Below are 25,102 nucleotides of genomic sequence, written 5' to 3'. Positions count from 1 at the left end.
GGGCTGGATCGCACTCTCAAGCCCAGGGGGAGGCCGGCCGGCAACCACCACGTGGGCTGGATCGCACTCTCACGCCCAAGGGAGGCGGGCGGGGGCCCATCACGCGGGCTGGATCGCACTCTCACGCCCAGGGGGAGGCGGGCCGGGAACCATCACGCGGGCTGGATCGCACTCTCACGCCCAAGGGGAGGCCGGCGGGCGCACATGGCGCGGGCTGGATCGCACTCTCACGCCCAAGGGGGGTGAGAGTGCGATCCAGCCGTGGGTGGGTCAGCCGGCGGAGGTCGACGCCGCGATGGACGTCGCGGGGGTGCCGTGCTGGATCTCGACGCGGCGCGGCTTGGCCTCCTCGGCCACCGGGACCGTGAGGGTCAGCACGCCGTCGGTGTAGGTCGCGCTGATCTGGTCGAGCGCGAGGCCGCGGCCCACCGTGAGCTGGCGGGCGTACGTGCCGACGGGCCGCTCCTTGGCCAGCCACTGCACGTCGTGCTCGGTGCGCGGGCTGCGCTGCGCGCGGATCGTCAGGGTGCGGTCGTCCACGCTGACGTCGATGGTGCCCGGGTCGGCACCCGGCAGGTCGACGTGCAGGACGTAGTGGTCGCCGTCGCGGTACAGGTCCATCGGCATGGTGGCCGACGCGCGGTCGGACGCCAGGACCTGCGCGAGCACGCGGTCCATCTCCTGGAACGGGTCGAAACGAGTAGCCACGCCCCATCACCTCCTCGACATGGGCCCGGTCCTCCCGGTGCCCGGTGCTGCCCCGACGGGCTTCGCCGCCGGGTGGCTACACGTCAAGAATTAGCACTCTGCCCCCGAGAGTGCCAAGTGCGGACGGGGCGTCGTTCGCACTGGGCGAACGCGCGCGCGACGCCTCAGGCCGGACGGCCCGTCGGGCGCCGGTCGTCGCGGGCGAAGGTGGCGACGAAGTCGACGAGACCCTCGACGATGCGGACGTCGGCGTCGAGCCAGGGCACGTCGAGCCACTGGCCTGCGGGCAGCCACCGGAGCTCGTCGTGCTCGACGAGCGGCTCGGGCCCACCCTCCAGCACCTCGGCGAACCACAGGCGCATGACGTACTCGTCCGACAGCTGCCACGCGCCGCCGTCGGGCCCGAGGAGCTCGACACCGAGCCCCACGCGCACCCCCAGCTCCTCGCGGAGCTCGCGGTGCAGGGCGTCCTCGGGCGTCTCGCCGTCCTCGACCTTGCCCCCGGGGAACTCCCAGCGCCCGGCGAGGCTGGCCGGGGTGGCCCGGCGTGCCGCGAGCAGGAGCCGGGGGTCGTCGAGATCGTCGACCACGGCCGCCGCCACGACCAGCACAGGAGTCATGGGTCGAGTGTGCCAGCCGTCTGTCACGGCCGGGTCACGACGCTGTGGCCGGCCGACGACGGCACACGCACGGCCGGGGAGGTCCGGCCGGACGCGCACGTCGGGCTGCTGGTGGTACCGGTGCGGAGGGATCCCACCCGCCCCTCCGCGGGGCGGAGGACGTCAGCGGATGCCGTGCGCCTCGGCCCACGCGACCGCCTCGGCGCGCGTGGACACGCCGATCTTGCGGTACACGCTGCGCACCTGGGACTTCACGGTGTTGCGGGTGACGAACAGCCGTGTCGCGATCTCCTCGAGAGTGACGTCCTCGGTCAGCTCGGCGAGCACGACCCGCTCCCGACGCGTCAGCGCGTGGGCCCCCGCGATGTGCGGGTTCACGCTCGTGTCCAGCATGCTCATGGTGTCCTCCGGTGGGCGGCGGGCCCGGACTCTCCGGCCCCGCGTGGGCTGCGTACCGGATGAGAGCGGCGCGCGTCGTGGGTATGACGCGGCTTTCGCCGATTTCTCTGTTCCACCGTGAGATCCCCCCCGCGGTGCCGAACGCTGCACCTGTCATGACGTCCTCGCCGGCCGCCTGATACATCAGCGGTGGAGAAGCCGTCCCCAGCAGAGTGCGCCACGTTCACCCGTTCGGGCAAGCACCCTTACGCATGGACGGTCGTCCAGTAACTCACCCGATCGGACCAGCACACAGGTGCCATCACCCACCCGAACGGCTCAGGGGTTGAGCGCGCCGTACTCCTCGGCCGACAGCAGGGCGCCCGTGGCCGTCGCGTCGACGCGCAGCAGCCAGCCCGCGCCGTACGGGTCGGAGTTGACGAGCGACGGGTCGTCGACCGCGTCCTGGTTGACCTCGACGACGGTGCCCGACACCGGGGAGAACAGCTCGGAGACCGACTTGGTCGACTCGATCTCGCCGATCACCGCACCCGCCTCGATCGTGGAGCCGACCGCGGGCAGCTCGACGAAGACGATGTCGCCGAGGGCGTCGGCCGCCACGGCGGTGATCCCCACGGTCGTGGGCGACGACGCGTCGACCCACTCGTGCTCGGCGGTGTACTGCAGGGTCGTTGGCAGCTCGGCGGCCATGGGTGCTCCTGTCGGGTCGGGGTGGTGCGGGACGTGCGGACCGGCGTCCGGCGGGTGGTGCGGACGGTCACCGAGGACGACGGTAGAAGGGAAGCGGCACGACGCGCACGGGTTCGCGCCGACCGCGCACGTCGACCGCGAGCTCGGTGCCCTCGGCGCTCACCTCGGGCGTCACGTACGCCATGGCGACGGGGTGGCCGAGCGTCGGCGACGGCGCCCCGGAGGTGACCGTGCCGACGACGGCCGCGTCCGGCTGCGTCGAGGCGTGCACCGCGTACCCGTGCCGCGCGGCCCGGCGGCCCAGGCCCTGCAGGCCGACGAGGACCCGCGCGGGGGCGCTGTGCGCCCGTGCGGCGAGCGCCTCGCGCCCGACGAACGGCAGGGGCGCGCCGTCGGCGTCGACCTTGTCGAGCTTGACGACGCGGCCGAGGCCCGCGTCGTGCGGGGTCGTCGTGCGGTCCAGCTCGTTGCCGTACAGCGGCATGCCCGCCTCGAGGCGCAGGGAGTCGCGTGCGGACAGGCCCGCGGGGACGATCCCGTGCCCGGCGCCGGCGGTCAGCAGCGCGCGCCACAGCCCGGGCGCCGCGGTCGTGTCGACGAAGAACTCGAACCCGTCCTCACCGGTGTACCCGGTGCGCGCGACGAGCACGGGTGCACCGTCGAACCGCATCGGCAGGCACGCGTAGTACCGCAGGGTCGCCGGCGTGACGTCGGTCGGCCCGTCGGGGTCGGCCGCCAGCCCGGTGAGCGCCTCGACCACCGCGAGCGCGTGCGGCCCCTGCACCGCGACGAGCGCGGTCACGGCCGAGCGGTCGGCGACCTCGACGTCCGCGCCCGCGGTGGCGGCCCGCTCGCGCAGCTCCGCCAGCACGACGTCGTGGTTCGACGCGTTCGCCACGACGAGGTACACGTCCTGGCCCGTGCGGTACACGACGAGGTCGTCGATCACGCCGCCGTCGGGCTGCACGATCATCGTGTAGCGCGCGCCGAGCACCCGCAGCGCCGAGAGGTTGCCGACCAGCGCGCGGTCGAGGAACGCGCCCGCGGCGGCGCCCGACACCTCGATCTCGCCCATGTGCGAGAGGTCGAACAGCCCGGCGGCCGTGCGGACGGCCGTGTGCTCGGCCAGGTCGGAGGTGTACCGCAGCGGCATCTGCCACCCGGCGAACGAGGTCAGCGCGGCGCCCAGGGCGACGTGCTCGTCGTGCAGGGGGGAGAGCGTGTCGGTCATCGGGGCTCCCGGGGTCGGGTGGGCGTCGGGGGCGGTGGCGGTCATCGGACGTCGTCCTCGTACGCCTCGACGGGCGGGCACGAGCAGACGAGCTGACGGTCGCCGCGCGCGCCGTCGATGCGGCGCACGGGCGGCCAGTACTTGCCGGCCCGCAGGGACGCGACGGGGAACGCGGCCTGCTCGCGGCCGTAGGGGTGCTCCCACACGTCGGCGCTGACGGACGCCGCGGTGTGCGGGGCCTGGCGCAGCGGCGAGCTCTCGAGCGGCCAGCGGCCGTCGGCCACGTCGGCGATCTCGGCGCGGATCGCGACGAGCGCGTCGACGAACCGGTCGAGCTCGGCCAGGTCCTCGCTCTCGGTGGGCTCGACCATGAGCGTGCCCGCGACCGGGAACGACAGCGTCGGGGCGTGGAAGCCGTAGTCCATGAGGCGCTTGGCGACGTCCTCGGCGGTGACGCCCGTGGCCTTGGTGAGCGGGCGCAGGTCGAGGATGCACTCGTGCGCCACCAGCCCGGCGGGGCCGGCGTAGAGCACGGGGAAGTGCTCGCGCAGGCGTGTGGCCAGGTAGTTCGCGGCGAGCACGGCCGTCTCGGTGGCGCGTCGCAGGCCGTCGGGGCCCATGAGCGCGACGTACGCCCAGGAGATCGGCAGGATCCCGGCCGAGCCCCAGGGTGCCGCCGAGACCGGTGCGACCACCGAGCCGGCGGCGCCCGGCGTCGGGTCGCCCGGCAGGTACGGGGCGAGGTGCGCCGCGACCGCGACGGGCCCGACGCCCGGGCCGCCGCCGCCGTGCGGGATGCAGAAGGTCTTGTGCAGGTTGAGGTGCGAGACGTCGCCGCCCAGCTCGGCGGGCCGGGCGAGCCCGACGAGCGCGTTGAGGTTGGCGCCGTCGATGTACACCTGGCCGCCGGCCGCGTGGACGAGGTCGCACACCTCGCGGACGTGGGCCTCGTAGACGCCGTGCGTGGAGGGGTAGGTGATCATGATCGCCGCGACGCGGGGGCCGTGCTGGTCGAGCTTGGCGCGCAGGTCGGCGAGGTCGACCTCACCGTCCTCGGCCGTCGCGACGACGACGACCCTGAGGCCCGCGAGCGCCGCGGACGCCGCGTTGGTGCCGTGCGCCGAGGCGGGGATGAGGCAGATGTCGCGGTGCTCGGCACCCTCGGCGCGCGTCGCCTCGTGGTACGCGTGGATGGCGAGCAGGCCGGCGAGCTCGCCCTGCGAGCCGGCGTTGGGCTGCACGCTCACGGCCGCGTAGCCCGTGATCTCGGCCAGCCAGTCCTGCAGCTCGGTGACGAGCGCGGCGTACCCCTGCGTCTGGTCCGCGGGCGCGTACGGGTGGACGTCGGCGAACTCGGGCCAGGAGATCGGCTCCATCTCGGCCGTCGCGTTGAGCTTCATGGTGCACGAGCCCAGCGGGATCATCGTGCGGTCCAGGGCGAGGTCCTTGTCGGACAGCCGGCGCAGGTAGCGCAGCATCGCCGTCTCGGAACGATTCACGTGGAACACCGGGTGCGTGAGGTAGTCCGTGGCCCGTGCGAGGTGCGCGGGGACGTCGGTCGGGCGCGGGCCGACGAACCCGACGTCGTACGTGCCGTCGTCGGACGGCACGAGGCTCGTCGTCCCCGCGTCCGCGAACGCGAGCACGACCTCGAGCAGGTCCTCACCGCGCGTGGTCTCGTCGCACGCGACCTGCACGTGGTCGTCGTCGGGGGCCCAGACGTTGATGCCGCGCGCCGCCGCGGCCGCGACGACCGCGCGGGCGCGGCCCGGGACGCGCGTGCGGACGGTGTCGAAGACGTGCTCGTGGACGACCTCGACGTCGACCTCGCGCAGCACGCCCGCCAGGCAGACGGCTGCGCCGTGGACGTGGCGCGCGATCGCCGCGAGCCCGTCGGGCCCGTGGTAGACGGCGTACATCGACGCGACGATCGCCAGCAGCGCCTGCGCGGTGCAGATGTTGCTCGTCGCCTTCTCGCGGCGGATGTGCTGCTCGCGGGTCTGCAGCGCGAGGCGGTACGCCGGCGCGCCGTCGGCGTCGACCGAGACACCGACCAGCCGCCCGGGCAGCGTGCGCGCCAGGCCCTGGCGCACCGCCATGAACGCGGCGTGCGGGCCGCCGCCGAACAGCGGGACGCCGAAGCGCTGCGCCGAGCCGACCGCGACGTCCGCGCCGAGCTCGCCGGGCGTGGTCACGAGCGTGAGCGCCAGCAGGTCCGCGGCGACCGTCACCAGCGCGCCGCGCTCCTTGGCGGCGGCGACCAGCGGGCGCAGGTCGCGCAGCGCTCCCGACGCCCCGACCTGCTGCACGACGACGCCCACGAGCGGCCCGTCGACGTCCGGCAGGCCGTCGGTGAGGTCGGCGACGACGACCGGCAGCCCGACCGCCTCAGCACGCCCACGCGCGACCGCGAGCGACTGGCCGAACAGCTCGGCGTCGAGCACGACCGTGCCCGTCGTCGCCCGCGACGCGCGCCACATCAGCGCGACCGCCTCGGCGACCGCCGTCGCCTCGTCGAGCAGGGACGCGTTGGCCACGTCGAGGCCCGTGAGGTCGCCGACGACGGTCTGGAAGTTCAGCAGCGCCTCGAGCCGGCCCTGCGAGATCTCCGGCTGGTACGGCGTGTACGCCGTGTACCAGGCGGGGGACTCGAGCACGTTGCGGCGGATCACCGCGGGCGTGACCGTGCCGGAGTAGCCCTGGCCGATCATGGGCCGCAGCACCCGGTTGCGCCCCGCGATCGCCCGCAGCGCCGCGAGGACCTCCTCCTCCGAGCGGGCCGCGGGCAGGTCCAGCGGGCGGTCGGTGCGGATCGCGGCGGGCACGGCCGCGTCGACCAGCGCGTCGAGGTCGTCGTACCCGAGGGTGGCGAGCATGCGGGCCGTCTCGTCCCCGCGGGGGCCGATGTGCCGGTCGGCGAAGCCCTCGGCGGCGGGCGAGCGCGGCGCGGGCGTGGCGCGCGACGGGGCGGGGGCGGGCGTGGCCGGGGCGACGGACGGCACGGCAGGCACGGCGAGATCGGTCACGAGCTGCTCCACGGGGATCGTCCGGACGTGGCGGTGCACGGCCGGGACGGGCAGGGGCTCCCCGCTCTGTCATCCACCCCGCACGGGGCGACCTGAGAGTTTTGCCGGTCCGCCATGAGCCTGGTCCGCCGGGCGGACGTGGCTCCGGGGCGCGCCGGCTTGCACCGTCGGTGGGCGGCCGGACCTTGCCGGCGCCGCTTTCCAGAGTTGCCTGGCCGTGGCGGTACGGGTGCCTGAGAGTTTCCCGGGGAGGGTTGCTCCTTCGGCGTCCCGCGCTGCCGCCCTCGCGGGCGGCCGACGGGAGCTCTCCCGCCGCGGTTCGAGCAGCGTGTTCAGTTGTGCTGGATCTGCGGCCCAGCGTACGGCACGGGCGTGCTCGCGCGGGGGTGCTGCGGGTCGCGGGATCGTCCGGGCGGACGCGCGCGAGACCGGGCCCAGGTCACCCATGGAGGCCCATGACCGACCGGAGCCCGGTCTCGCGGACCCGGCGTCCCGCACCGCGGGACGCCGGTCAGCCGACGCTCGCCGTCGCGTCGCCCGTGGCCGTGACGGTCGCGGCGAACTCTGCCGCGGCCTGCGCGGTCCAGTGGACCTCTGCCGGGACCTGCACGTAGAGGTACCGGCCGTCGCCCTGCGCCACGAAGACGCCGTGGGTACCGTCCGGACCGTCGGCCCCCAGCATCGGGTAGACGCTGACCACCTCGCCGTCGACCGTGACGGTCGGCGCGGTCCCCAGGTCGTCGGGCACCGAGCCCGGGGCGAGCAGCGTCGCCACGATGCGTCCCGTGTACACCGCGGGGTCCTCGCCGCTGTCACCCTCGGCGGCCAGGACGAGGTCACCCGGCGTCGAGGCCAGCACGCGCCAGCCCTCCGGCACGACGTCGAGGACGAACCCGTCCGGCTGCTCGCCGACGAACGCGACGAGCGGCACGGCGGCCGCGGGCGGTGTCGACGTCAGCGGCACGGCCAGGGCCAGGCCGACCGCGAGCACGGCGGTGACACCCGCCCCCGCGGCCCGCCGGGACCGCAGCCGCCGCGCCCGGTGACCGCGCGCCAGGTCGTCGTCGAGGACCTCGGCCGTCGGGGTCGCGTCGATCCCGGCGGCGGCCCGGGTCATCAGGTCGGTCAGGTTGCTCATGCCACGCTCCTCGGTGCGGGGGCGGCCACGAGGGCCGGCGTCGGGTGGGTGCGGTGCTGCGGGTCGGGCCGGTGGGGGTCGGGGGGCGCAGGCGTGCCGTCGCGGAGCAGCGGTCCCAGGCGGGCGCGCAGCTTGTCGATCGCGCGTGCGGTCTGGCTCTTGACCGTGCCCTGCGTGCAGCGCAGCGCGCGGGCCGTCTCCCGGACGTCCAGGTCGTGGAAGTAGCGCAGCACCACGGTCGCGCGCATGCGGTCCGGCAGCTCACGCAGCGCGTCGTAGAGCAGCAGCGTGTCCGGGTCGGTCGCGCCGAGGGACACCGCGCCGTCGGGCAGCTCGCCCCGCAGGTCCTCCCGCCGGCGGCCCCTCGAGCGCATCTCGTCGGTGAACGCGTTGACCAGGGCGCGCCGCACGTAGGCCTGCCGGTCGTCCGCGGCCCGCACGCGCGGCCAGGCCAGGTAGAGCTTGGTCAGCGCGTTCTGCACCACGTCCTGCGCGGTGTGCGTGTCACCCGCGGTGAGCAGCGTGGCGGTGCGCACCAGGCCCTGCCGGTGCTGCTGCGCCCAGCTGCGGAACTCGTCGTCTCGTGTCATGGATCGTCCCTTCGCCTCATACCCCGATGACGTCGGCGGGACCCCGGACGGTTGCACGAGCGCGAGGATCGGGGCCAGATCCTGAGACCCGGCCACACGACGAGCCAGGAGGGTTGACGTTAAACCTCCCGACCCGACAGCATTCGGACAGTCCGCTCCTGCAGCGTTGCAGACCGGCGGGCACGTCGTGGGCGTCGTGGACGCGCACGGCGCCGCCAGGGGGATCTGCAGCACCGTCCCGGCCTCGACGACGAGGACGGGACCTGACGTCCCCCTGCCGGTCGACGACCGAGGAGGGGTATCGATGGGGATGACTCGCAGGGGGCCGGGCGGCGCGTACCGCGCGCAGCACCGCACGACAGCCGTGGTCGCAGGGGCCGCGCTCGCACTGGGAACGGCGGCAGCGATGGCACCACCGGCAGCGGCCGACGGGCCCGCACCCGACCCGTGGGTCTCGGTGACCCCCGAGGGGTACCACCGGTTCACGGTGCCGCAGGCGGAGGCGGAGCGGATCCTCGGCTCACGCCCGGCGCAGGTGGAGCTGCAGGGCAACATCGGACCGAACGGCACGTGGTCCGACCTGGCCATGGACCCCAGCGGCACGGACTACCCGACGCAGGTCGGGATCCTCGAGCCCGGCCTGTACTACTACACGTACACGGCGACGTGGCCGGACCGCACCAAGAAGTCGTTCAAGGAGCCCACGAGCCCCGTGGCGGTCACGTCGAGGCCGACGTGGAACACGCTGTTCGTGCCCGGGCCGTCGGTGCAGTGGATGACCGACATCCCCGGCGGTGGCGAGGTCGCCGAGCTGGCGTACGACAGCCCCGTCAGCGGCGACGCGCGCACCACGCTCGTGTGGACCCCGCCCGGGTACGACGCCGCACGTGAGGCCGCCTACCCCGTGCTGTACCTGCTCGCCGACGGCGCGCAGTCGGCGCGCGAGTGGGCCGAGCTGGGCCGGGTGCCGCAGGTGCTCGACAACCTCGCGGCCGCCGGGCAGGTCGAGCCGATGGTCGTCGTCATGGCGCAGGTCGGCGGGGCCGACCCGCGCGCGGAGCTGCTCGACGGCGTCGTCGCGGCGGCGCGCGACGGCTACCACGTCGCCGACGACGCGGCCGGGCAGGCCGTGGCCGGCATCGGCGACGGCGCGCACCACGCGCTGACCGTCCTGCGCACCGACCCGGGCACGTTCAGCGAGGTCGGGTCCTTCTCCGGCCGCCTGACCGGCTCGATCAGCGCGACGACGGCCCGGGAGATCAACGCGGGCACCGACCGGCTGCGGGTCTACGTCGGCAACGTCCTCGACCCGGCCTACAACGCGACGCACGCGCTGCTGCGCACGCTGGAGCGCGCGGGCGTCGAGCACGAGTTCGACGGGGTCGACCCCGACTCCGGCGGCACGTGGGACACGTGGCGCGAGGGCTTCCGCGACTTCGCGTCCCGCGTGTTCCGGGACGGCGCGGGCCACGGTCCGCGCGCCGGGCACCGTCCGCTGGACGCGCCGTACACGCCGCCGGCCCCCGGCTCGATCACGACGCCGCACGTCGACGACGACGGCATCGTCACCTTCGAGACCGGCACGCAGTGGGCCGACGCGAAGGACGTGACCGTGTGGGCCAACTGGGCCCCCAACGGTGCCTGGTTCCGGATCCCGATGACCAAGGTCGGCGACCGCTGGCGCCTGGCGATGGGTCCGCTCGACGGCTTCTACTACTACCGGTACGTCGTCGACGGGGTCGACATGAAGGACCCCGCGGACACGGTCAACACCCTCACGGGCGTCAGCCCGCTGTTCGTCCCGGGCGAGAACGACCGGATGCTCGGCGACCTGCCCGCGGGCGACCGCGGTGAGCTGTCGGTGCTGTCGTACGACAGCGCCGTCGCGGGCGAGGAGCGCAAGGCGTACGTCTGGACGCCGAAGGGCTATGACCCGAACCGCGCCGAGCCCTACCCCGTGCTGTACCTCAACCACGGCGGCGGGCAGAACTACGGCGACTGGGTCGAGGTGGGCCGCGCGCCGCAGATCCTCGACCACTACATCAAGGACGGCGGGATCGTCCCGATGGTCGTCGTCATGGGCAACGGCAACGTCCCGAACTTCCCCGCCGAGCTGCTCGACAACCTGGCACCGGCCGCCCGCGCGCAGTACAACATCGCGGACGACGCCGCGGGTCAGGCCATCGCCGGGCTGTCGATGGGGGCGATGAACACGCTCAACACGTGGCTGACCCGCCCCGGGCAGTTCGGGTGGATGGGCGCGTTCTCCGGCGGGCTGTTCTTCAACACCCCGCAGTTCGACCCCGCCGCGGTCAACGCCGAGACCCGGCTGGCCCGCGTCTACACCGGTGACGTCACCGACTTCACCTACCAGCACACGATGAACCTGCTGGACCTGCTGGAGGCCAACGGCATCACGCACGAGTTCGCCGGCGTCACGCAGGGCCCGCACGGGTTCGACGTGTGGTCGAAGAACCTCGTCGACCTGCTGCCGCGGCTGTTCCGCGACCCGGCGACGACCGAGGGCATCGAGCTGCGGGCCGTGGTGCCCGAGGGGCAGGACGGCGTCCTGGCGCTGTCCGTGGCCGACGACGGCTCGGGCGTGACCCTCGAGGGGCCGCAGCACACCGGCACCGCGCTGCGGTTCCGTGGTCAGCTGCCCACGGTCACGGTGACGGACTCCCGTACGGTCGCGCAGGCCGGGGTCAGCGGCTGGGCCGTCACGGGGCAGGGGTACGCGTTCGAGTCCGACACCCGCCTGCTCGGTGCGCAGCACCTGGGGTGGACGCCGCGGCTCGGGTCGCCGCGTGCCGGGCTCGTCGCCGGCGAGCCGCGCGCGACCGCGCTCAGCGGTGGTGAGGGCCTCGTGGTCCCGGGCCGGCTCGCGTCGGCGACCTCCGAGGGGCGGTCCGGCTCGACGACGATCGGTGCGGACCTCGTGCTGGACGTCCCGGTCGACACCGCGCCGGGCAGCTACGCCGGCACGCTGACCCTCTCGCTGTTCCCCGTCGACTGACCCGACGGACCGCGCTCGGACGTCGGCGGCCCCGGCCCACGGGACCGCCGACGTCCGAGCCCACCCCACCCCCACCCCACCCGCGAGAGTGCGATCCAGCCGGACGCTCGCGGCACAGCACTCCCGTCACCCGGGTCGGAGGACCTCGACCGTGCGCACCCTGCTCCGTCCCACCCTCGCCGCCGCCGTGGTCGCGCTCGCCGCGTCCCTGGTCGCGGCCCCTGTCGCCACCGGCGCACCGCCCGCCGCCGCGGCCGTCGACGACGCGCCCGGCACCACCGTCACGTGGACCGTCCAGCCGGCCACCGCCGACGGCCCGGACGGGCGGCTGTCGCTGCGGCACGTCATCGACCCCGGGGCGTCGGTCACCGACCACGTCACGGTGAGCAACCTGGGTGACGGGCCTGCCACGTTCGCCGTGTACGCGGGCGACGGCATCGTGTCCGACGCCGGGTACTTCGACCTGCCGCCCGCCGGCCCCCCGCAGGACGGCGGTGCGTGGGTGGCGCTGGACCCGCCCGCGGGCGCCGAGACGCTCGACGACGGGCGGCTGCGCCTCACGCTCGAGGCGGGTGCGGCCGTCACCGTCCCCCTGACGATCACGGTGCCCGCCGACGCGACGCCAGGAGACCACCCCGCCGGGGTCGTCGCCGAGCTCGTCGCCGGGGACACGGTCCGGCTCGCCGCCCGCACCGGGGTGCGGCTGCACCTGCGCGTGGCCGGGGAGGTCACGGCCGCGCTCGTCCCCGAGCAGGTCACCGCGCGGTGGGAGCCGTCGTGGAACCCGTTCGCGCCGGGCACGGTCCACGTCCGGTACGTCGTGCGCAACGCCGGGGACGTGCGGCTCGGCGCACGCGCCGCCACGACCCTCGCCGGGCCGGCCGGGCTCGCCGCTGCCGCGCACACCGCCGAGCTGCGCGAGGTGCTGCCCGGGCAGTCCGCGACGGTCGAGGCGACGCTGCCGGTGTGGCCCCTGGGCCGCGCGTCCGGGCACGTCGACGTCCGGCCGTGGGTCGTCGGCGAGGACGTCGTGGACGCGGCGATGCGCACCGCGTCCGCCGACGTCGCCGTGTGGACGGTGCCGTGGTCGCAGCTCGGGCTGCTGCTGGTGCTCGCCGCGGGCGTCGTGCTCACCCGGTGGCTGCGCCGCCGCTCGGCGCGGGGTGTGCAGGAGCGGATCGACGCCGCCCTGGCCGCGGCGGGCGTGCCCCGCGAGCCGTCCGACGCGACGGGAGCCCGCGCTCCCGTGCGGTGACGCGCCCGTGCGGGCGCGTGGTCCGCGGCACGCGGCTCCTCCACGGTCGTGCGGACGTGCACCACGGGACGGCGCGGCCCGCCGTGCGGCGACACCCCGCGCGAGGTGGTCAGATGAGGGCATGGAATTCCGCTACCTCGGCAGCTCCGGCCTCAAGATCTCGGAGATCACGTACGGCAACTGGCTCACGCACGGCTCGCAGGTCGAGAACGAGACCGCGACCGCCTGCGTCCGCGCGGCGCTCGACGTCGGCATCTCGACGTTCGACACCGCGGACGTCTACGCGAACACCAAGGCCGAGACCGTCCTCGGCGAGGCGCTCAAGGGCGAGCGGCGCGAGTCGCTCGAGATCTTCACCAAGGTCTACTGGCCCACCGGCCCGGCCGGCAAGAACGACGTCGGCCTGTCCCGCAAGCACATCATGGAGTCGATCAACGGCTCGCTGCAGCGCCTGCAGACCGACTACGTCGACCTCTACCAGGCGCACCGCTACGACACCGAGACCCCGCTCGAGGAGACGATGCAGGCGTTCGCCGACGTCGTCCGCCAGGGCAAGGCCCTGTACATCGGCGTCTCGGAGTGGACCGCGGACCAGCTGCGCGCCGGCCACGCGCTGGCGACCGAGCTCGGCGTGCAGCTCATCTCGAGCCAGCCGCAGTACTCGATGCTGTGGCGCGTCATCGAGGACGAGGTCGTGCCCGCCTCGCGCGAGCTCGGCGTCTCGCAGATCGTCTGGTCGCCCGTCGCCCAGGGCGTGCTCACCGGCAAGTACAAGCCGGGCGAGCAGCCGCCGGCCGGGTCGCGCGCCACGGACGAGAAGGGCGGCGCGAACATGATCAAGCGGTTCATGAACGACGACGTCCTGGCCCGCGTCCAGGCGCTGCAGCCCGTCGCCGACGAGCTGGGCCTGTCGATGGCGCAGCTCGCGATCGCGTGGGTCCTGCAGAACGACAACGTCGCCGCCGCGCTCATCGGCGCGTCGCGGCCCGAGCAGGTCCACGAGAACGTCAAGGCCGCGGGCGTGCGCATCCCGGCCGAGGCGATGACGCGGATCGACGAGGCCCTCGGCGACGTCGTCGAGCGCGACGCCCGCATGACGGCGGAGACGGCGCCGAAGAAGCGCCCCGTCTGACGCGAGCGCACCTCGGCACGGAGGGCCGGCCCGTCGTCGCGACGTGGCCGGCCCTCCGTGCGTCCGGCCCGGGCGCGCCCGCCTCGGACACCATGGAGGCCTCAGGCCCGCGGGTGCAGCCGGGCGGTCTCGCGCGCGGTGATCTCGACCGAGGCGGTGAGGTGCCGCTCGAGGAAGTCCAGCTCGGCGTCGGTGTAGCCCGCGTACAGCTCCTGGAACGCCTCGCCGATGCCGGCGTAGGCGTTCTCGCTCGCCGCCAGCGCCGCCAGGTCGACGGTGACGACGACCTTGCGGCGGTCGTCGGGGTCCGCTGCCCGCGACACCAGCCCGCGGCGCACGAGACGGTCGACGATCCCCGTCACCGCGCCGGACGTGACGTGCAGCGCCCGGGTCAGCGCCCCGGCGGTCTGCGGACCGTTCCTCAGCAGGATGCTCAGCGCGCGCATCTCCGTGATGCCCAGGCCGTACGAGGCCGCGGCCGCCTGCTGGAACATCGCGGTCTGGGTGGCGTCGGCCTCCGACAGCAGGGCGAGGCGCTCGAGACGCTCGGCACGGTCCACGGGACCATCTTGGCAGGCAAGTATCTTAGTTACTAAGATACTTCCATGATCACCTCGGCGGACGGCACCACCGTGCGCGTGCACTCGATCGGCGCCGGTCCCGGGCTCGTCGTCGTGCACGGCGCCATGCAGAGCGGGACGAGCCAGCTCGAGCTCGCCCGCCTCCTGGCCGACACCCGCACCGTGCACCTGCTCGACCGCCGCGGCCGGGACAGGTCCGTGACCGGCCCGCAGACGCCGATCGAGGTGGCGGACCTGCGCGCGGTCCTGGCGCAGACCGGCGCCCACGACGTGCTCGGCATCAGCTCGGGCGCGATCGTCGCCGCACGGGCCGCCCTCGCCGGGGACGAGGTCCGTCGCCTCGCCCTGTTCGAGCCCCCGCTGCCGGTCGGCGGCTCGATGCGGCTGGACGTGCTCCCGCGGTTCGAGGCCGCGCTGGACTCCGGCGACCTCGCACGGGCCATGGCGATCGCCATGCGCGTCGCCGAGATGGGCCCGCCGTGGATGTTCCGGCTGCCGACCGCACTCCTGGCCGCCGCGGCGCGCCGCATGCTCGCGGCCGACGACCGGGCACCGGCCACCGAGGGTCGGGTCCCCGTGCGCGAGCTGGCGCACGCCCTGCGGGCGGACTTCGCGATCGTCCGCGAGAACGCCGACCGGCTCGAGGAGCTCGCCGCGATCGGCGTGCCGACGCTCCTGCTCGTCGGGACCGCGACCCGCCCGTACCTGCGGACCGCCGTCGACCGCCTCACCGAGGTCGTCCCCGGGGCGCGGCGGGTCGAGCTGGTCGGCCTGCACCACGCCGCGACCCAGAACCGTGCGGAGCGGGGACGCCCCGACCTCGTCGCACCCGTCCTGCGGGAGTTCTTCGCGGTCTGACGTGGGCACGACCGTGCCGGGAGGTCCTCAGCCGTAGGGCGGCTGGATGACCGTCGCGTCGCTCGTCGCGCCCGCGGCACGCGCCGCCTCGACCGTGGCCTCGACGTCCGCCAGCGCGCCCTCGACCAGCAGCGGCTCGCCGACGTCGGTCCGCCCCGACCAGCGCACCGCGGCCGACGGGGGCGGCGTGAACGCGACCCCGCGCGGCACGTGCACGACGGCGGCGGCCCGCACCCCCAGGTCGTCGGCGCGGCGCACCTGGACCGAGCGCACCTGGGGCAGCCGGTCGAGCGTGCGGGCCAGCAGCCGGGCGCGCCGCTCGCTCGCGCGGAAGGTCACCACGACCAGGCCGGCGTCGTCGTGCACGTCGCCCGTGGCCATCGAGCCGACGTTGACGCCGCGGGTCGAGAAGACGCCGGCGAGCGCCGAGATGCTGCCCGTGCGGTGCTCGGCCCGGACCCAGCCGACCCACCGGGTGTCGTCGTCGCTCATCGCGCCGCCCCCGCCCGGTCGCCGGAGGTCCACGGCGCCGCGGCCGCGGTGATCGCCGCACCGGCCTGCGCGAGCCGCGCGTCCTCGTCCGCGGGCAGCGGGTCCAGCAGGACGCGGCCCCACCCCTCGGGGCCCAGGACGACGGGCACCCCGAGGACCCCGTGCGCGGGCGCGCCGCCGACGGTCACCTCCCCCGCGAGGGCCACCTGACCGGCGACGACGATGTCGCGCCCGTCGAGGACCGTCTCGAGCAGGTCGACGGTCGCCGACGCCGTGCCCGCGGCCGTCTTGGCTCCCGACTGGTGCGTCATCCACGGCCGGGCGACGACCCGCAGGTCCGGTGGCCAGGTGTCGATCAGCGCGAACGCGGCCGCCATGTCCTGCGACGCCAGGGCCGTGAGCCGGGCCTTGGCCTCGGCGATCTCCGCGGGGAACGTCGCGAGCGTCCGCGGGCCCCGCAGCCGGGCGACGGCCCGCTCCCGCTCGGCGACGTCGAGCCCGCTGATGCGCACGGTCGACCACAGCGGCACCGCGTCGTCGCCGTGCTGCCCGCCGACGAACCCGCCCACGCGGTGCCGCCGCACGCCCAGCTGCACGGCGATCTCGCGCCGGAACCGCAGCGTGTCGAGCCACGCCCCCATGCCGATGACGCGGTGCCGGCCCAGCCGCTGCGCCATCACCGCTACACCCAGCTCGACCGGGTTGGACACCACGACGACGACCTCGCTGCCCGACCCGTGCGTCGCCAGCGCGTCGGCGTACGCACGGAAGACTCCCGCGTTCTGCTCGGCCAGCCCGGCGCGGCTCGGCGGTGCGCCGTCGCTGCGCGGCGCGATGGTGCGGCCCGCGGCCACGACCACCACGTCGGCGACGACGTCGGCCGGGTCCAGCGCGACGTCCAGGACCGGTGCGTGCTCGTCGTACGCGTCGATCAGGTCGGCCCGCAGCCCGTGCACGGCCCGCGCCGACGACCCGTCTGGCCGCCCCACGAGCTGCAGCCGCGACGTCGTCGGCAGCACCTGCCGCTCGACGAGCTGCGTGCAGACCTGCCGCCCCACGTCCCCTGTCGCACCCAGCACCGCCACGTCCATGACCGTGAGGCTACGGGCGCCACGTGACGCGCAGGTTGCGCCGCTCCTGGCGCCGGGCCGGACGGGCGAGCGGCCCGGTCAGCCCTCGGGGAACATCGTCGCGACGACGACGGACACGAAGATCAGCGTCACCGGCAGCAGCAGACCGAACCGCCACCACCAGTGCACGTCCGTGCGGCCGTCGGGGTCCAGGGCGCGGCCGTCCTCGTCGGGGATCGGCTGCTGCGCCCAGCCCGCCTCGGTCGCAGTCGCCAGCAGGTAGCCCTTGGGCCACGAGATGCGGAACAGCCAGAACAGGTGGAAGTACGCCCAGAGGCGCACGAGGGTGCGGCCCGGGTCGAGGTCGGCGGTCTTGGGGCGTCGGCCCCAGCCGAAGAAGATCACGTGGTGTCCCGGGTGCTCGGTGCGATGGGTCGCCCGCAGCCTAGGGGTGCGACGGGCCGCGCACGTCCGGTCCGGCAGGTCCCACCCGTCCGGCGCAGCGGCGACGGCGGCTCACAGGCCCGGGACCCGCATCCGGAGCACCTCCTGGGTCCGGTCGGCGAGCCAGCGCGCGTAGGGCACGAGGTCCACGTCGACCCCGGCCCACGTCGTGGCGGTCGCCAGGCTCTGCCGCGAGCTCTCCCCGTGCGGGTCCACGTCGTCGGGGTCGGCGGCGATGCTGCCGTCCAGGTGCAGCTTGATGCCGACGGAGTGCTCGACCCACAGCGCGGTCCGCTCCTCCTGGTCGGCGTCGTCCGGGACGTCGTGCGCGCGGGTGACGAAGACGCACGCGCACCACCGCGCCGGCAGGTCGGCGGTGGCCCGCAGGTGCTGCAGGTTCGCGCCCGTCACGGTCAGCGGCGCCGGCAGCGTCACCGGCGGCTCCTCGGTGTCCGCGACCAGCGACGCCACCGCGAAGACGACGTCGCCGAGCGCGTCCTGGGGCGAGATCCCTGGCCCCACCTCGATGTCGTCGGTCGCCACGGGATCGGTGCTGCCGCGGTCCGGCACGAGGCGGAAGCCGTGCCCGTTCTCGTCGACGACGACGCCGAGGACCCCGCCGGCGCGCAGCCGGATCTCCCCCTCCACGGCGTGGGCGACCGGACCGGGGCGCAGGTGCACGCTCCCGGCCACCCCCGCGCGCCGCAGGACCGTGAGTGCGGGCTGGGCGCGGTCGAGGACTCGGCGCACCTCCCGCGTCCAGGTCATCGCGGACACGAACTGGCCGCCGATCACGTCGACCGTCAAGGCCGTCCCGCCGCCGAGCTCGTCGGCGGAGGGGGTGTGGTCGCGCCGGAACAGTCGCATGGCTCTCCTGTCGTGCGGGGTCCGGCGCACCCTACGGGTCGACATGGAGCCCGCGTCGACACGTCCCGACGCGCACGTCCCGACGCGCACGTCCCGTGCCGTCACGTGAGGATGGTGCGATGACGCCTGCCACCCGGACCCCGCTCCCGCACGTCCGTGCCACGGGACCGCGCGCGTGAGCGCCGGCATCGTCGTCCTCGGCGCGACCGGCGACCTCACCGCGCGGTACATCCTCCCCGGGCTCGCCCGCGTCGTCCCGTCGGTACCCGGCGGCATCCGCCTGGTCGGGGTCGCCCACGACGACCTCGACGACGACGGCTTCCGTGCCCTCGTCCGCGAGAACGTCGCCCGGCACGCGCCCGGCGACCCGGACCCCGCGGTGGCCGCCCTGGTCGACGACGGGGTCTGGCTGCACGGCGACGTCACCGACCCGGCGGCGCTGCAGCGGGCGCTCGACGCGTGCGAGATCACCGACGCCGACCCCCTGGTGCTGTACCTGGCGCTGCCGCACGTGCTGTTCCTGCCCGTCGTGCAGGCGCTGGCGGACGTCGAGCTGCCCGACGGGCTGCGCATCGTCATCGAGAAGCCGTTCGGCGAGGACCTGGCCGGTGCGGTCGCGCTCAACGCCGCCCTGGCCGACCTGCTGCCCGAGGACCAGGTGTTCCGCGTCGACCACTTCCTCGCCAAGCAGACCGTCCTCAACCTCATCGGCCTGCGGTTCGCGAACCGCGTCCTCGAGCCGCTGTGGAGCAGCACGCACGTGGAGTCCGTCGACATCGTCTTCGACGAGACGGTCGACGCGCAGGGGCGTGCGTCGTACTACGACCGGTCCGGGGCCCTGCGCGACATGGTCCAGAACCACCTGCTGCAGCTGCTGACGTACGTGGCCATGGAGCCGCCGACGTCCGTGGCGCCGGCCGACCTCGCCGCGCGCAAGGCCGACGTGCTGCGGGCCGTGCGGCCCCTCGACCGTGAGGGCGTCGCGCGTTGGACCCGGCGCGGGCGGTACACCGCCGGGACGGTCGGCGCGCCCGACGCGCCCCGCGACGTCGCGGCGTACACGTCCGCGCCGGGCGTCGACCCCGACCGCGGCACCGAGACGTACGCCGAGGTCACGCTGCACGTCGACACGTGGCGGTGGTCCGGCGTGCCGTTCCGGCTGCGCACCGGCAAGGCGCTGGCCGCCGACCGCCGGGAGATCGTCGTGCGGTTCCGCGAGGTGCCGCTGCAGGTGTTCGAGGGTGCCGCGCCGACGCGCAACGAGCTGCGCCTGCAGCTCGACCCGGACCGGATGTCCCTCGACCTCAACGTCAACGGCATCGGCGACCCGTTCGCGCTGGAGACCGTCACGCTGGACACCGAGCTCGCCCAGCAGGACCCCACCCCGTACGGGCAGCTGCTGCTCGCCGTGATCGACGGTGACACGCGGTTGTCGGCGCGTGCGGCCGAGGCGGAGGAGGGCTGGCGCATCGTCGAGCCGATCCTCGAGGCGTGGGCGGCCGACGCGGCCCCCCTCGAGGAGTACCCGGCCGGCAGCGACGGCCCGCCGCGGAGGGCGGGTTAGGCTGCCGGCGTCCCCGGCAGAGGGAGGGACCGTGCGCGATCGCGCCAGACGCACCCGGACCATCGCCGTCGTCGTGGTGGCCGCGCTCATCGGCACCAGCCTGCTCGGTGCGCTCGCCGCGCTGGGCGGCGGGGGGCGCACGACCGTCGAGATCCCGCGGCAGGGCCCGTGGACGGTGAGCGTGGCCGGTGACCTGCGCCGGGTCCCCGCGTGCACCCAGGACCCCGTGGTCGTCGACGGCTACCTGAGCGCTGACGAGCCGTCGAGCGGCGGCAGCCTCGTGCTGGCCGCCGACGCGCAGGTCGAGGACGTCGAGCGGGTCGTCACGTGCGTCGCCCGCGGCATCGACCCGAGCCGCATCACGGTGCTGACGACCCCGCAGGCCTGAGCACGGGTCGCACCATCGACCACACGGCCGGCCCGTCCGGGACGTCGGCACGCGCGACGACGACGAACCCGTGCCGCTCGTACAGGCCGACGTTGCGCGGGTCCGACGTGTCGAGCACGACCGGGACGTCACCGACGTCGGCGAGCGCGGCCGCCACCAGCCGCGACCCGAGCCCGGCGCCCCGCGCGGCCGGCAGCACCCCGAGGGCCGCCAACGTCCACGCACCGGGCGGCGGGGGCGGCGGCTCGGCGGCGCCCAGGCGCTCCAGGCGGTCGCCGTGCAGCGCGGCGACGGCGTGCCACGTCGCGTCGTCGGGCGGCGGGGCGTCGACGGGCACGAGCGCGACGACGCCGTTCAGGGCCTCGTCGACCAGCACGACGCCGTGCCGCACCGCGTGCGTGAGGTACAGGGCCTGCAGCTCGGTCAGGCGGGCGGCGCGGTCGTCCGGCGGCACCACCCAGTCCGTCCAGGGGTAGCCCGCGAACGCCGCGGCGAGGACGTGCGCGGCCCGGGGCACGTCGTCCGCGACCGCCCGCCGGACGGCCGTCACAGCGTGCCCTGCCACGCGACGATCCGCTCCGCCGCCTCCGCGACCACCTGCGGGGACGACGCGAACGACAGCCGCACCCAGTCCCGCCCGCCCACGGGGTCGAAGTCCGTGCCGGGGGTGATCGCCACGCCCGCCTCGTCGAGCAGGCGGGCGCAGTACGTCACGGCGTCCAGCCCGGTGCGCGACACGTCGCCGTACAGGTAGAACGCGCCGTCCGCGGGCGCGACGGGGTCCCACCCCAGGTCGGGCAGGCGGTCCAGCAGCAGCCGGCGCGAGTCGGCGTACCGCTCGACGTTGGCGCGCGCGGCGGCCATGCCGTCGGCGCTGAACGCCGCGACGCCCGCGTGCTGCGCGAGCGCCGGCGGGCACAGCGCCACGTTGCCGGCGAGTGCGTCGACGGGTCCGACGAGGTCGTCGGGCAGGACGAGCCAGCCGAGGCGCCAGCCCGTCATCGCCCAGTACTTGGAGAACGAGTTGACGACGACGGCACCGGTGCCCAGGTACTGCGCGGCGGTCGCGGTCGCCGGCGTGGTGCCCGCCGCGTCCGCGTACGTGATGCCGTGGTAGATCTCGTCACTGACCAGGCGCACGCCGTGCTCGCCGCACCAGGCGGCGAGGGCCGCGAGCTCGTCGGGCTCGATCATGGTGCCCGTGGGGTTGGCGGGCGACGCGACGACGAGCCCGTCGACGGGCCGGTCCAGCGCCTCGAGCTGCGCGACGGTCGGCTGGTAGCGCTGCTCCGGGCCGCACGGCAGGTCGACGACCTCGCAGCCCAGCGCGGTGAGGATGTTCGCGTACGCGGGGTACCCGGGACGGGCGAGGGCCACGCGGTCGCCGACGTCGAACGCCGCGAGGAACGCGAGCATGAACCCGCCGGACGAGCCGGTGGTGACCGCGACGCGCGCCGGGTCGACGTCCACGCCGTACGTGTCGCCGTAGTGCGCGGCGATCGACGCGCGCAGCCCGGGCGCCCCGAGCGACTCGGTGTACCCGAGGTCACCGGACGTCAGCAGCTCGATCGCGCGCTGCCGGACCACGTCCGACGCCCCGGTCGACGGCTCCCCCGCGCACAGGTTGAGCACGTGCTCCCCGGCGGCGCGGCGCGCGTTGGCGGCGGCGAGGATCTCCATGACGGCGAACGGGGGGACGTGCGCGCGGGCGGCGACCTTCATGGGGTCAGTCTGCCGCTCCCCCCGCGGGCCGTCCGGTCCTGCGCCTCGACCGCCCGCACGAGGGCCGCCACGAGCAGCACGAGGGCGGCGGCGACGAACGCCTCGAGATGGTGGGGCGGCTGCGCGAACATCCCCTCGGTCCGGGGCAGCCGGTCCAGCACCGACACGGTCGCGATCCAGGGCACGAGCGGAGCGACGTACGCGCCGAGGACGACGCACCCCGCGACGACGGCGACGCGACGCGCGTCGCCGGCCACCAGGGCACGGCCCTGGGCGAGGCGCCGCAGCACCGGCAGCAGCGCCAGCGCCGCGACGAGCAGCGCGACGCCCCGGACCAGGACGTCCGCGCGGGAGAGCACCCGCTCGACGACGCCCGCGTCCAGGACGTGCAGGCTCAGGATGCCCTGCGGGTGCGAGCGGTGGTCCCGGTTCGGCAGCCCGCCGGTGGGCGGCCCGTCGACACCCAGACCCTCGGCAGGGCCGTTCTCGAAGCGCAGCTCGACCGACACCGCGACCCCGTCGTTGCTCACGATCCGTACCGGCACCTCGACGGCACCGAACGAGGCGGTCGTCGCCCCGACGACGTTCACGACCCCCACGAGAACCCCGACCACCCCGACGACCACGAGCAGCGGACCGAGGGCGGCGGCGAGCCGGCGACCGCCAGGGCCGAGCCGGATCACCGGGTCGCCTCGGCGAGCGGTCGGCGCGCGACCGTCAGCACGTGCGTGTCCGGCCACGCGACCGGCTCGCCCGTCGCCGGGTCGCGCAGGGCCGCGCCGACGCGCAGCCGGTTCTCGACGAGCCAGTCGTTGCGCCACGGGCCGCTGCCGGGGTCGAGCTCGAAGCCCGCGTCCGTCAGCAGGTCCGCCCAGTCGTCACCGGTCAGGTCGCAGAAGCGCTCGTGGCACTCGGAGAGCCAGGAGTCGGTGTAGTCGCGCGTGTACAGGTACTCCATGGCCGTGCGCAGGGACGTGCGCGCGACGCTGCGGTCCGGCCCGCGCTCGACCCACTCGAGCGTGACGTCGGCGCCGGACAGCGCGGGGAAGTCGTGCGCGAACTGCACCAGGCGCGCGGCGGGCGACAGGGCGGCGACGTGGGCGGCCGCGTCGGCGCGGGCCATCCCGGTGAGGTCCCGCGCCGCCACGTCGGCGTCCCCGTCGAGCACCAGGTCGACGACCCGCTCCGGGTCCGCCGGGCCGAGCACGTCGGAGTTGATCCAGACGCCCCCGGGTCGCGTCTGCTCGAAGATGCGCCGCGCGAGCAGCTCGAGGTCCGCGCGCCCGGCGCCGTAGCTGGAGATCTCGTGCGTCAGCGCGACGGTCGTCGTGGTGTCGACCGACCGCTGCGGGAACACCGGGCCCAGCAGCAGGTTGCGCTGCGCGAAGAAGACGTTGGGGTTGGCGAACACGCCCTGCGCGCGGCGGTGCTCGGCCTCGGCGACCAGGTGCCGGGACACGTCGACGCCGTACAGGTCGGACTCCGCCAGCCGCGGGTCCCGGGCCGCGCGCTCCAGCAGGCCGCCGGCCGCGCAGCCCAGGTCGACCACCCGCCCCGGGCGCACGTGCGGCGCGACCTGCGCCCACTTGCGGTCCGACGCGTCGTCGAACGCGGCCGTGTACGTCGCGTAGTCACGCGTGGCGGTGAGGTCGCCGTCGTCCTGCACGGTGGGGTCGGTGTGGACGAGCCGGACCTGCGCGTCCAGCCGGTACCGCTCGTAGAACGCGACCGCGTCGGGGTGCGCGAGGGTGCGCCACGCGTCGTCGCCCGCGACCATCCGCTCCAGCACGACCCACGGCCGGTCCGGGTCGCCGGGAGCGCCGTCCTCGACGGTCGCGACGCGGAAGCCGTCGTCCGCGTACATCGCCGCGACCTCCGGCGTCGAGCAGGCCACGACCGTGTCGTGCGGCGTCAGCGGCTCGCCCAGGACGAGCTCAGCCGTCGCCAGGACGGTGTGCGCGAACCGTGGGCTGGGAGGCACGTCGGCCACCGGCACGACGAGCGAGGGCAGCCCGGCGCGGGTCGTCACCGCCTCGATCATCGCCTCCCGGCGGTGGGCCGGGACGGGGTTGCGGCGCGTGCCGCTGTGCGTGGCGGACGTCAGCGCCCACACGACGCGCGCGTCGGGGGCGCAGGTCACCGGTGCGCCGGCGGCGTCGCGGACCCGGCCGGCCAGCAGGTCGGTGAGGTAGGCGACCTGGAACGCGGTGACCAGGTGGTGGCGGCCGGGGAACAGGACGTGGCGGATCGCGTCGGGCACGCGAGCACGGTGCCACACCCGGGGCGCGACCCCCACCCCGGGCGACGCGGTCAGTCGGTGAGGCCGTTGCGGTAGTCGAGGGCGCTGCGGACGTGCGCGACGATGCCGTCGACGGCGGCCTCGACCTCCGCGAGGGTGGTCTCGAAGCCCTCCTCGGGCCCGTACCAGGGGTCGTCGACGTCGAGCACGTGCTCGGGCTGCCCGGACTCGACGGGCGCGGCCGGGTCGAAGCTGCGGAACATGCGGATGCGCGCCCGCGCGGCCGGGTCGCCGCCCGCGAGCCGGCGCAGCGCGCGGGCGTGTGCGGCGGTCATCGGCAGCACCAGGTCGCGCTCCTGCAGGTGCGAGGCCCGGGTCTGACGGGCGCGGTGGCCCTCCCCGGTCGGGTAGCCGTGGCGACGGAGCACGGCGCGCGCCCGCCAGTCGACGGGGTTGCCGCGCTCCTCGTCGCTGAGGCCCGTGGAGTCGACCTCGACCTGGTCGCCGAGGCCGGCGGCGGCGAGGCGCTCGCGCAGGACGATCTCGGCCATCGGGGAGCGGCAGATGTTCCCGGTGCAGACGGTCATCACGCGGTAAGGAAGAGCCACGCGAACATCCTTGCAGGTCAGGAGTCATCGTTATCATTTCGTGATGAGTATCACCAGGCCCCGGCGGCTCTTCCATCCCTTGGTGTGACAGGGGGCCGCATGCCGGAGATGTCCGGTTAGGGTCGTCCCGTGCTGACCTCGACACGGAAGGGCGTCGCGACTCTCGCGTGCGCCGCGGTCCTCGCCCTCGCCGGCTGCGAACCCGGGCCCGGTATCGCCGGCCCCCGACCTCCGGCGCCACCGGCCGCACCGTCGGCGACCCCGACGAGCGCACCACCGCCCGTCGCCGCCGAGCCCTCGACGCCCGAGCCGTCCCCGGCACCGGACGAGCCGTCGCCCGCACCGGACGAGCCGGCGGCCACGCCCACAGCCACGCCGGCGGCCACGCCCACGGTCGTGCCGACCCCCACCCCCACCCGCAGCGCGGCACCTCGCCCCACGACGAGCCCGTCCGCCACCGCCGC

The 25,102-nt window shown here is 75.1% G+C and carries 24 protein-coding genes, 1 pseudogene and 1 riboswitch; of the genes and pseudogenes, 6 read left to right on the top strand and 19 right to left on the bottom strand.

The features are described 5' to 3' along the window. Window positions 1–270: 270 nt before the first annotated feature. From Cph01nite_RS17870 to Cph01nite_RS17835, 8 genes are all read right to left on the bottom strand, one after another. Window positions 271–708 (bottom strand): Hsp20/alpha crystallin family protein, encoded by a 438-nt coding sequence (locus Cph01nite_RS17870; RefSeq protein ID WP_203676196.1) that lies wholly within the window; start codon window positions 706–708, stop codon window positions 271–273. A 164-nt stretch (window positions 709–872) separates the two neighbouring features. After that, on the bottom strand, window positions 873–1,328 hold the full coding sequence (locus Cph01nite_RS17865; protein ID WP_203676195.1) for a (deoxy)nucleoside triphosphate pyrophosphohydrolase: 456 nt from the start codon (window positions 1,326–1,328) through the stop codon (window positions 873–875). A gap of 162 nt (window positions 1,329–1,490) precedes the next feature. Next, on the bottom strand, window positions 1,491–1,727 hold the full coding sequence (locus Cph01nite_RS17860) for a helix-turn-helix domain-containing protein (protein WP_203676194.1): 237 nt from the start codon (window positions 1,725–1,727) through the stop codon (window positions 1,491–1,493). Between the two features lie 318 nt (window positions 1,728–2,045). Continuing rightward, complete coding sequence (gene gcvH, locus Cph01nite_RS17855) at window positions 2,046–2,417, bottom strand: glycine cleavage system protein GcvH (protein ID WP_203676193.1); 372 nt, start codon at window positions 2,415–2,417, stop codon at window positions 2,046–2,048. Window positions 2,418–2,484: 67 nt separating this feature from the next. Further along, window positions 2,485–3,648 carry a glycine cleavage system aminomethyltransferase GcvT gene (gene gcvT / locus Cph01nite_RS17850; protein ID WP_203676192.1) on the bottom strand — a complete coding sequence of 388 codons (1,164 nt, stop codon included), beginning with the start codon at window positions 3,646–3,648 and terminating at the stop codon, window positions 2,485–2,487. 41 nt (window positions 3,649–3,689) lie between these two features. Then, window positions 3,690–6,650 carry an aminomethyl-transferring glycine dehydrogenase gene (gene gcvP / locus Cph01nite_RS17845; protein ID WP_203676200.1) on the bottom strand — a complete coding sequence of 987 codons (2,961 nt, stop codon included), beginning with the start codon at window positions 6,648–6,650 and terminating at the stop codon, window positions 3,690–3,692. A 235-nt stretch (window positions 6,651–6,885) separates the two neighbouring features. Further along, window positions 6,886–6,996: riboswitch (glycine riboswitch) on the bottom strand. A 189-nt stretch (window positions 6,997–7,185) separates the two neighbouring features. Beyond that, window positions 7,186–7,812, bottom strand: coding sequence for a cupredoxin domain-containing protein (locus tag Cph01nite_RS17840; RefSeq protein WP_203676191.1), 627 nt, complete (start codon window positions 7,810–7,812; stop codon window positions 7,186–7,188). After that, window positions 7,809–8,402 carry a SigE family RNA polymerase sigma factor gene (locus Cph01nite_RS17835; RefSeq protein ID WP_203676189.1) on the bottom strand — a complete coding sequence of 198 codons (594 nt, stop codon included), beginning with the start codon at window positions 8,400–8,402 and terminating at the stop codon, window positions 7,809–7,811. Before Cph01nite_RS17835 ends, Cph01nite_RS17840 begins: the two co-directional genes overlap by 4 nt. Before the next feature lie 310 nt (window positions 8,403–8,712). Here Cph01nite_RS17835 and Cph01nite_RS17830 point away from each other — a divergent pair, with 310 nt between their 5' ends. The 3 genes from Cph01nite_RS17830 to Cph01nite_RS17820 all read left to right on the top strand — a co-directional run bounded on the left by Cph01nite_RS17830 (window position 8,713) and on the right by Cph01nite_RS17820 (window position 13,805). Further along, window positions 8,713–11,418 (top strand): alpha/beta hydrolase, encoded by a 2,706-nt coding sequence (locus Cph01nite_RS17830; protein WP_203676187.1) that lies wholly within the window; start codon window positions 8,713–8,715, stop codon window positions 11,416–11,418. A 151-nt stretch (window positions 11,419–11,569) separates the two neighbouring features. Next, the gene (locus tag Cph01nite_RS17825; protein WP_203676185.1) at window positions 11,570–12,673 is read left to right on the top strand and encodes a COG1470 family protein; all 1,104 of its coding nucleotides are present in this window, start codon (window positions 11,570–11,572) and stop codon (window positions 12,671–12,673) included. A 121-nt stretch (window positions 12,674–12,794) separates the two neighbouring features. After that, the gene (locus tag Cph01nite_RS17820; RefSeq protein WP_203676183.1) at window positions 12,795–13,805 is read left to right on the top strand and encodes an aldo/keto reductase family protein; all 1,011 of its coding nucleotides are present in this window, start codon (window positions 12,795–12,797) and stop codon (window positions 13,803–13,805) included. 101 nt (window positions 13,806–13,906) lie between these two features. Here Cph01nite_RS17820 and Cph01nite_RS17815 read toward each other — a convergent pair whose 3' ends face one another. Next, window positions 13,907–14,365 carry a MarR family winged helix-turn-helix transcriptional regulator gene (locus Cph01nite_RS17815; RefSeq protein ID WP_203676181.1) on the bottom strand — a complete coding sequence of 153 codons (459 nt, stop codon included), beginning with the start codon at window positions 14,363–14,365 and terminating at the stop codon, window positions 13,907–13,909. A gap of 45 nt (window positions 14,366–14,410) precedes the next feature. Between Cph01nite_RS17815 and Cph01nite_RS17810 the strand changes: the two genes are divergently transcribed. After that, the gene (locus tag Cph01nite_RS17810; RefSeq protein ID WP_203676180.1) at window positions 14,411–15,244 is read left to right on the top strand and encodes an alpha/beta fold hydrolase; all 834 of its coding nucleotides are present in this window, start codon (window positions 14,411–14,413) and stop codon (window positions 15,242–15,244) included. Between the two features lie 27 nt (window positions 15,245–15,271). Here the strand turns inward: Cph01nite_RS17810 and Cph01nite_RS17805 are convergent, their stop codons facing one another. The 4 genes from Cph01nite_RS17805 to Cph01nite_RS17790 form a co-directional block, all read right to left on the bottom strand. Then, window positions 15,272–15,736 (bottom strand): ACT domain-containing protein, encoded by a 465-nt coding sequence (locus tag Cph01nite_RS17805; RefSeq protein WP_203676178.1) that lies wholly within the window; start codon window positions 15,734–15,736, stop codon window positions 15,272–15,274. Further along, window positions 15,733–16,827 (bottom strand): lactate/malate family dehydrogenase, encoded by a 1,095-nt coding sequence (locus Cph01nite_RS17800; RefSeq protein ID WP_203676175.1) that lies wholly within the window; start codon window positions 16,825–16,827, stop codon window positions 15,733–15,735. The genes Cph01nite_RS17805 and Cph01nite_RS17800 overlap by 4 nt, the downstream gene beginning before the upstream one ends. Window positions 16,828–16,905: 78 nt before the next feature. Continuing rightward, complete coding sequence (locus Cph01nite_RS17795) at window positions 16,906–17,211, bottom strand: hypothetical protein (protein WP_203676173.1); 306 nt, start codon at window positions 17,209–17,211, stop codon at window positions 16,906–16,908. Window positions 17,212–17,322: 111 nt separating this feature from the next. Beyond that, entirely contained in the window at window positions 17,323–18,117 is a 795-nt protein-coding gene (locus tag Cph01nite_RS17790) for a hypothetical protein (protein ID WP_203676170.1), read from the bottom strand. A 175-nt stretch (window positions 18,118–18,292) separates the two neighbouring features. Here Cph01nite_RS17790 and Cph01nite_RS17785 point away from each other — a divergent pair, with 175 nt between their 5' ends. Both Cph01nite_RS17785 and Cph01nite_RS17780 read left to right on the top strand, forming a co-directional pair. After that, window positions 18,293–19,681: a glucose-6-phosphate dehydrogenase gene (locus Cph01nite_RS17785; RefSeq protein WP_203676168.1), complete on the top strand. Its 1,389-nt coding sequence runs from the start codon at window positions 18,293–18,295 to the stop codon at window positions 19,679–19,681. Window positions 19,682–19,712: 31 nt separating this feature from the next. Then, a complete protein-coding gene (locus Cph01nite_RS17780) occupies window positions 19,713–20,069 on the top strand; it encodes a hypothetical protein (RefSeq protein ID WP_203676167.1) in 357 nt (118 codons plus the stop codon). Here Cph01nite_RS17780 and Cph01nite_RS17775 read toward each other — a convergent pair. From Cph01nite_RS17775 to Cph01nite_RS17750, 6 genes and pseudogenes are all read right to left on the bottom strand, one after another. Continuing rightward, on the bottom strand, window positions 20,041–20,634 hold the full coding sequence (locus Cph01nite_RS17775) for a GNAT family N-acetyltransferase (protein WP_203676166.1): 594 nt from the start codon (window positions 20,632–20,634) through the stop codon (window positions 20,041–20,043). The two genes, Cph01nite_RS17780 and Cph01nite_RS17775, sit on opposite strands and share 29 nt — an antisense overlap. Beyond that, complete coding sequence (locus Cph01nite_RS17770) at window positions 20,616–21,791, bottom strand: pyridoxal phosphate-dependent aminotransferase (RefSeq protein WP_203676165.1); 1,176 nt, start codon at window positions 21,789–21,791, stop codon at window positions 20,616–20,618. The genes Cph01nite_RS17775 and Cph01nite_RS17770 overlap by 19 nt, the downstream gene beginning before the upstream one ends. Further along, window positions 21,788–22,474: a hypothetical protein gene (locus Cph01nite_RS17765; RefSeq protein WP_203676154.1), complete on the bottom strand. Its 687-nt coding sequence runs from the start codon at window positions 22,472–22,474 to the stop codon at window positions 21,788–21,790. Before Cph01nite_RS17765 ends, Cph01nite_RS17770 begins: the two co-directional genes overlap by 4 nt. Continuing rightward, window positions 22,471–24,051: a class I SAM-dependent methyltransferase gene (locus tag Cph01nite_RS17760; RefSeq protein ID WP_203676152.1), complete on the bottom strand. Its 1,581-nt coding sequence runs from the start codon at window positions 24,049–24,051 to the stop codon at window positions 22,471–22,473. The genes Cph01nite_RS17765 and Cph01nite_RS17760 overlap by 4 nt, the downstream gene beginning before the upstream one ends. Window positions 24,052–24,101: 50 nt before the next feature. Then, window positions 24,102–24,617 carry a low molecular weight protein-tyrosine-phosphatase gene (locus Cph01nite_RS17755; RefSeq protein ID WP_203676197.1) on the bottom strand — a complete coding sequence of 172 codons (516 nt, stop codon included), beginning with the start codon at window positions 24,615–24,617 and terminating at the stop codon, window positions 24,102–24,104. Between the two features lie 137 nt (window positions 24,618–24,754). Next, window positions 24,755–25,102: pseudogene (locus Cph01nite_RS17750) on the bottom strand (hypothetical protein); the annotation flags it as partial.

The sequence above is a fragment of the Cellulomonas phragmiteti genome (assembly GCF_016862775.1).
Classification (GTDB): domain Bacteria; phylum Actinomycetota; class Actinomycetes; order Actinomycetales; family Cellulomonadaceae; genus Cellulomonas; species Cellulomonas phragmiteti.
The sequence above is the reverse complement of the archived record's forward strand: the minus strand, read 5'-3'. Positions and strand labels throughout refer to the sequence as shown.

What these genes read in the sequence shown, in the direction of transcription:
- Cph01nite_RS17865 (WP_203676195.1), bottom strand. Translation starts at nt 1,328, where the DNA reads ATGACTCCTGTGCTGGTCGTGGCGGCGGCCGTGGTCGACGATCTCGAC.
- Cph01nite_RS17860 (WP_203676194.1), bottom strand. Translation starts at nt 1,727, where the DNA reads ATGAGCATGCTGGACACGAGCGTGAACCCGCACATCGCGGGGGCCCAC.
- gcvH (WP_203676193.1), bottom strand. Translation starts at nt 2,417, where the DNA reads ATGGCCGCCGAGCTGCCAACGACCCTGCAGTACACCGCCGAGCACGAG.
- gcvT (WP_203676192.1), bottom strand. Translation starts at nt 3,648, where the DNA reads ATGACCGACACGCTCTCCCCCCTGCACGACGAGCACGTCGCCCTGGGC.
- Cph01nite_RS17840 (WP_203676191.1), bottom strand. Translation starts at nt 7,812, where the DNA reads ATGAGCAACCTGACCGACCTGATGACCCGGGCCGCCGCCGGGATCGAC.
- Cph01nite_RS17835 (WP_203676189.1), bottom strand. Translation starts at nt 8,402, where the DNA reads ATGACACGAGACGACGAGTTCCGCAGCTGGGCGCAGCAGCACCGGCAG.
- Cph01nite_RS17830 (WP_203676187.1), top strand. Translation starts at nt 8,713, where the DNA reads ATGACTCGCAGGGGGCCGGGCGGCGCGTACCGCGCGCAGCACCGCACG.
- Cph01nite_RS17820 (WP_203676183.1), top strand. Translation starts at nt 12,795, where the DNA reads ATGGAATTCCGCTACCTCGGCAGCTCCGGCCTCAAGATCTCGGAGATC.
- Cph01nite_RS17810 (WP_203676180.1), top strand. Translation starts at nt 14,411, where the DNA reads ATGATCACCTCGGCGGACGGCACCACCGTGCGCGTGCACTCGATCGGC.
- Cph01nite_RS17805 (WP_203676178.1), bottom strand. Translation starts at nt 15,736, where the DNA reads ATGAGCGACGACGACACCCGGTGGGTCGGCTGGGTCCGGGCCGAGCAC.
- Cph01nite_RS17800 (WP_203676175.1), bottom strand. Translation starts at nt 16,827, where the DNA reads ATGGACGTGGCGGTGCTGGGTGCGACAGGGGACGTGGGGCGGCAGGTC.
- Cph01nite_RS17790 (WP_203676170.1), bottom strand. Translation starts at nt 18,117, where the DNA reads ATGCGACTGTTCCGGCGCGACCACACCCCCTCCGCCGACGAGCTCGGC.
- Cph01nite_RS17770 (WP_203676165.1), bottom strand. Translation starts at nt 21,791, where the DNA reads ATGAAGGTCGCCGCCCGCGCGCACGTCCCCCCGTTCGCCGTCATGGAG.
- Cph01nite_RS17755 (WP_203676197.1), bottom strand. Translation starts at nt 24,617, where the DNA reads ATGACCGTCTGCACCGGGAACATCTGCCGCTCCCCGATGGCCGAGATC.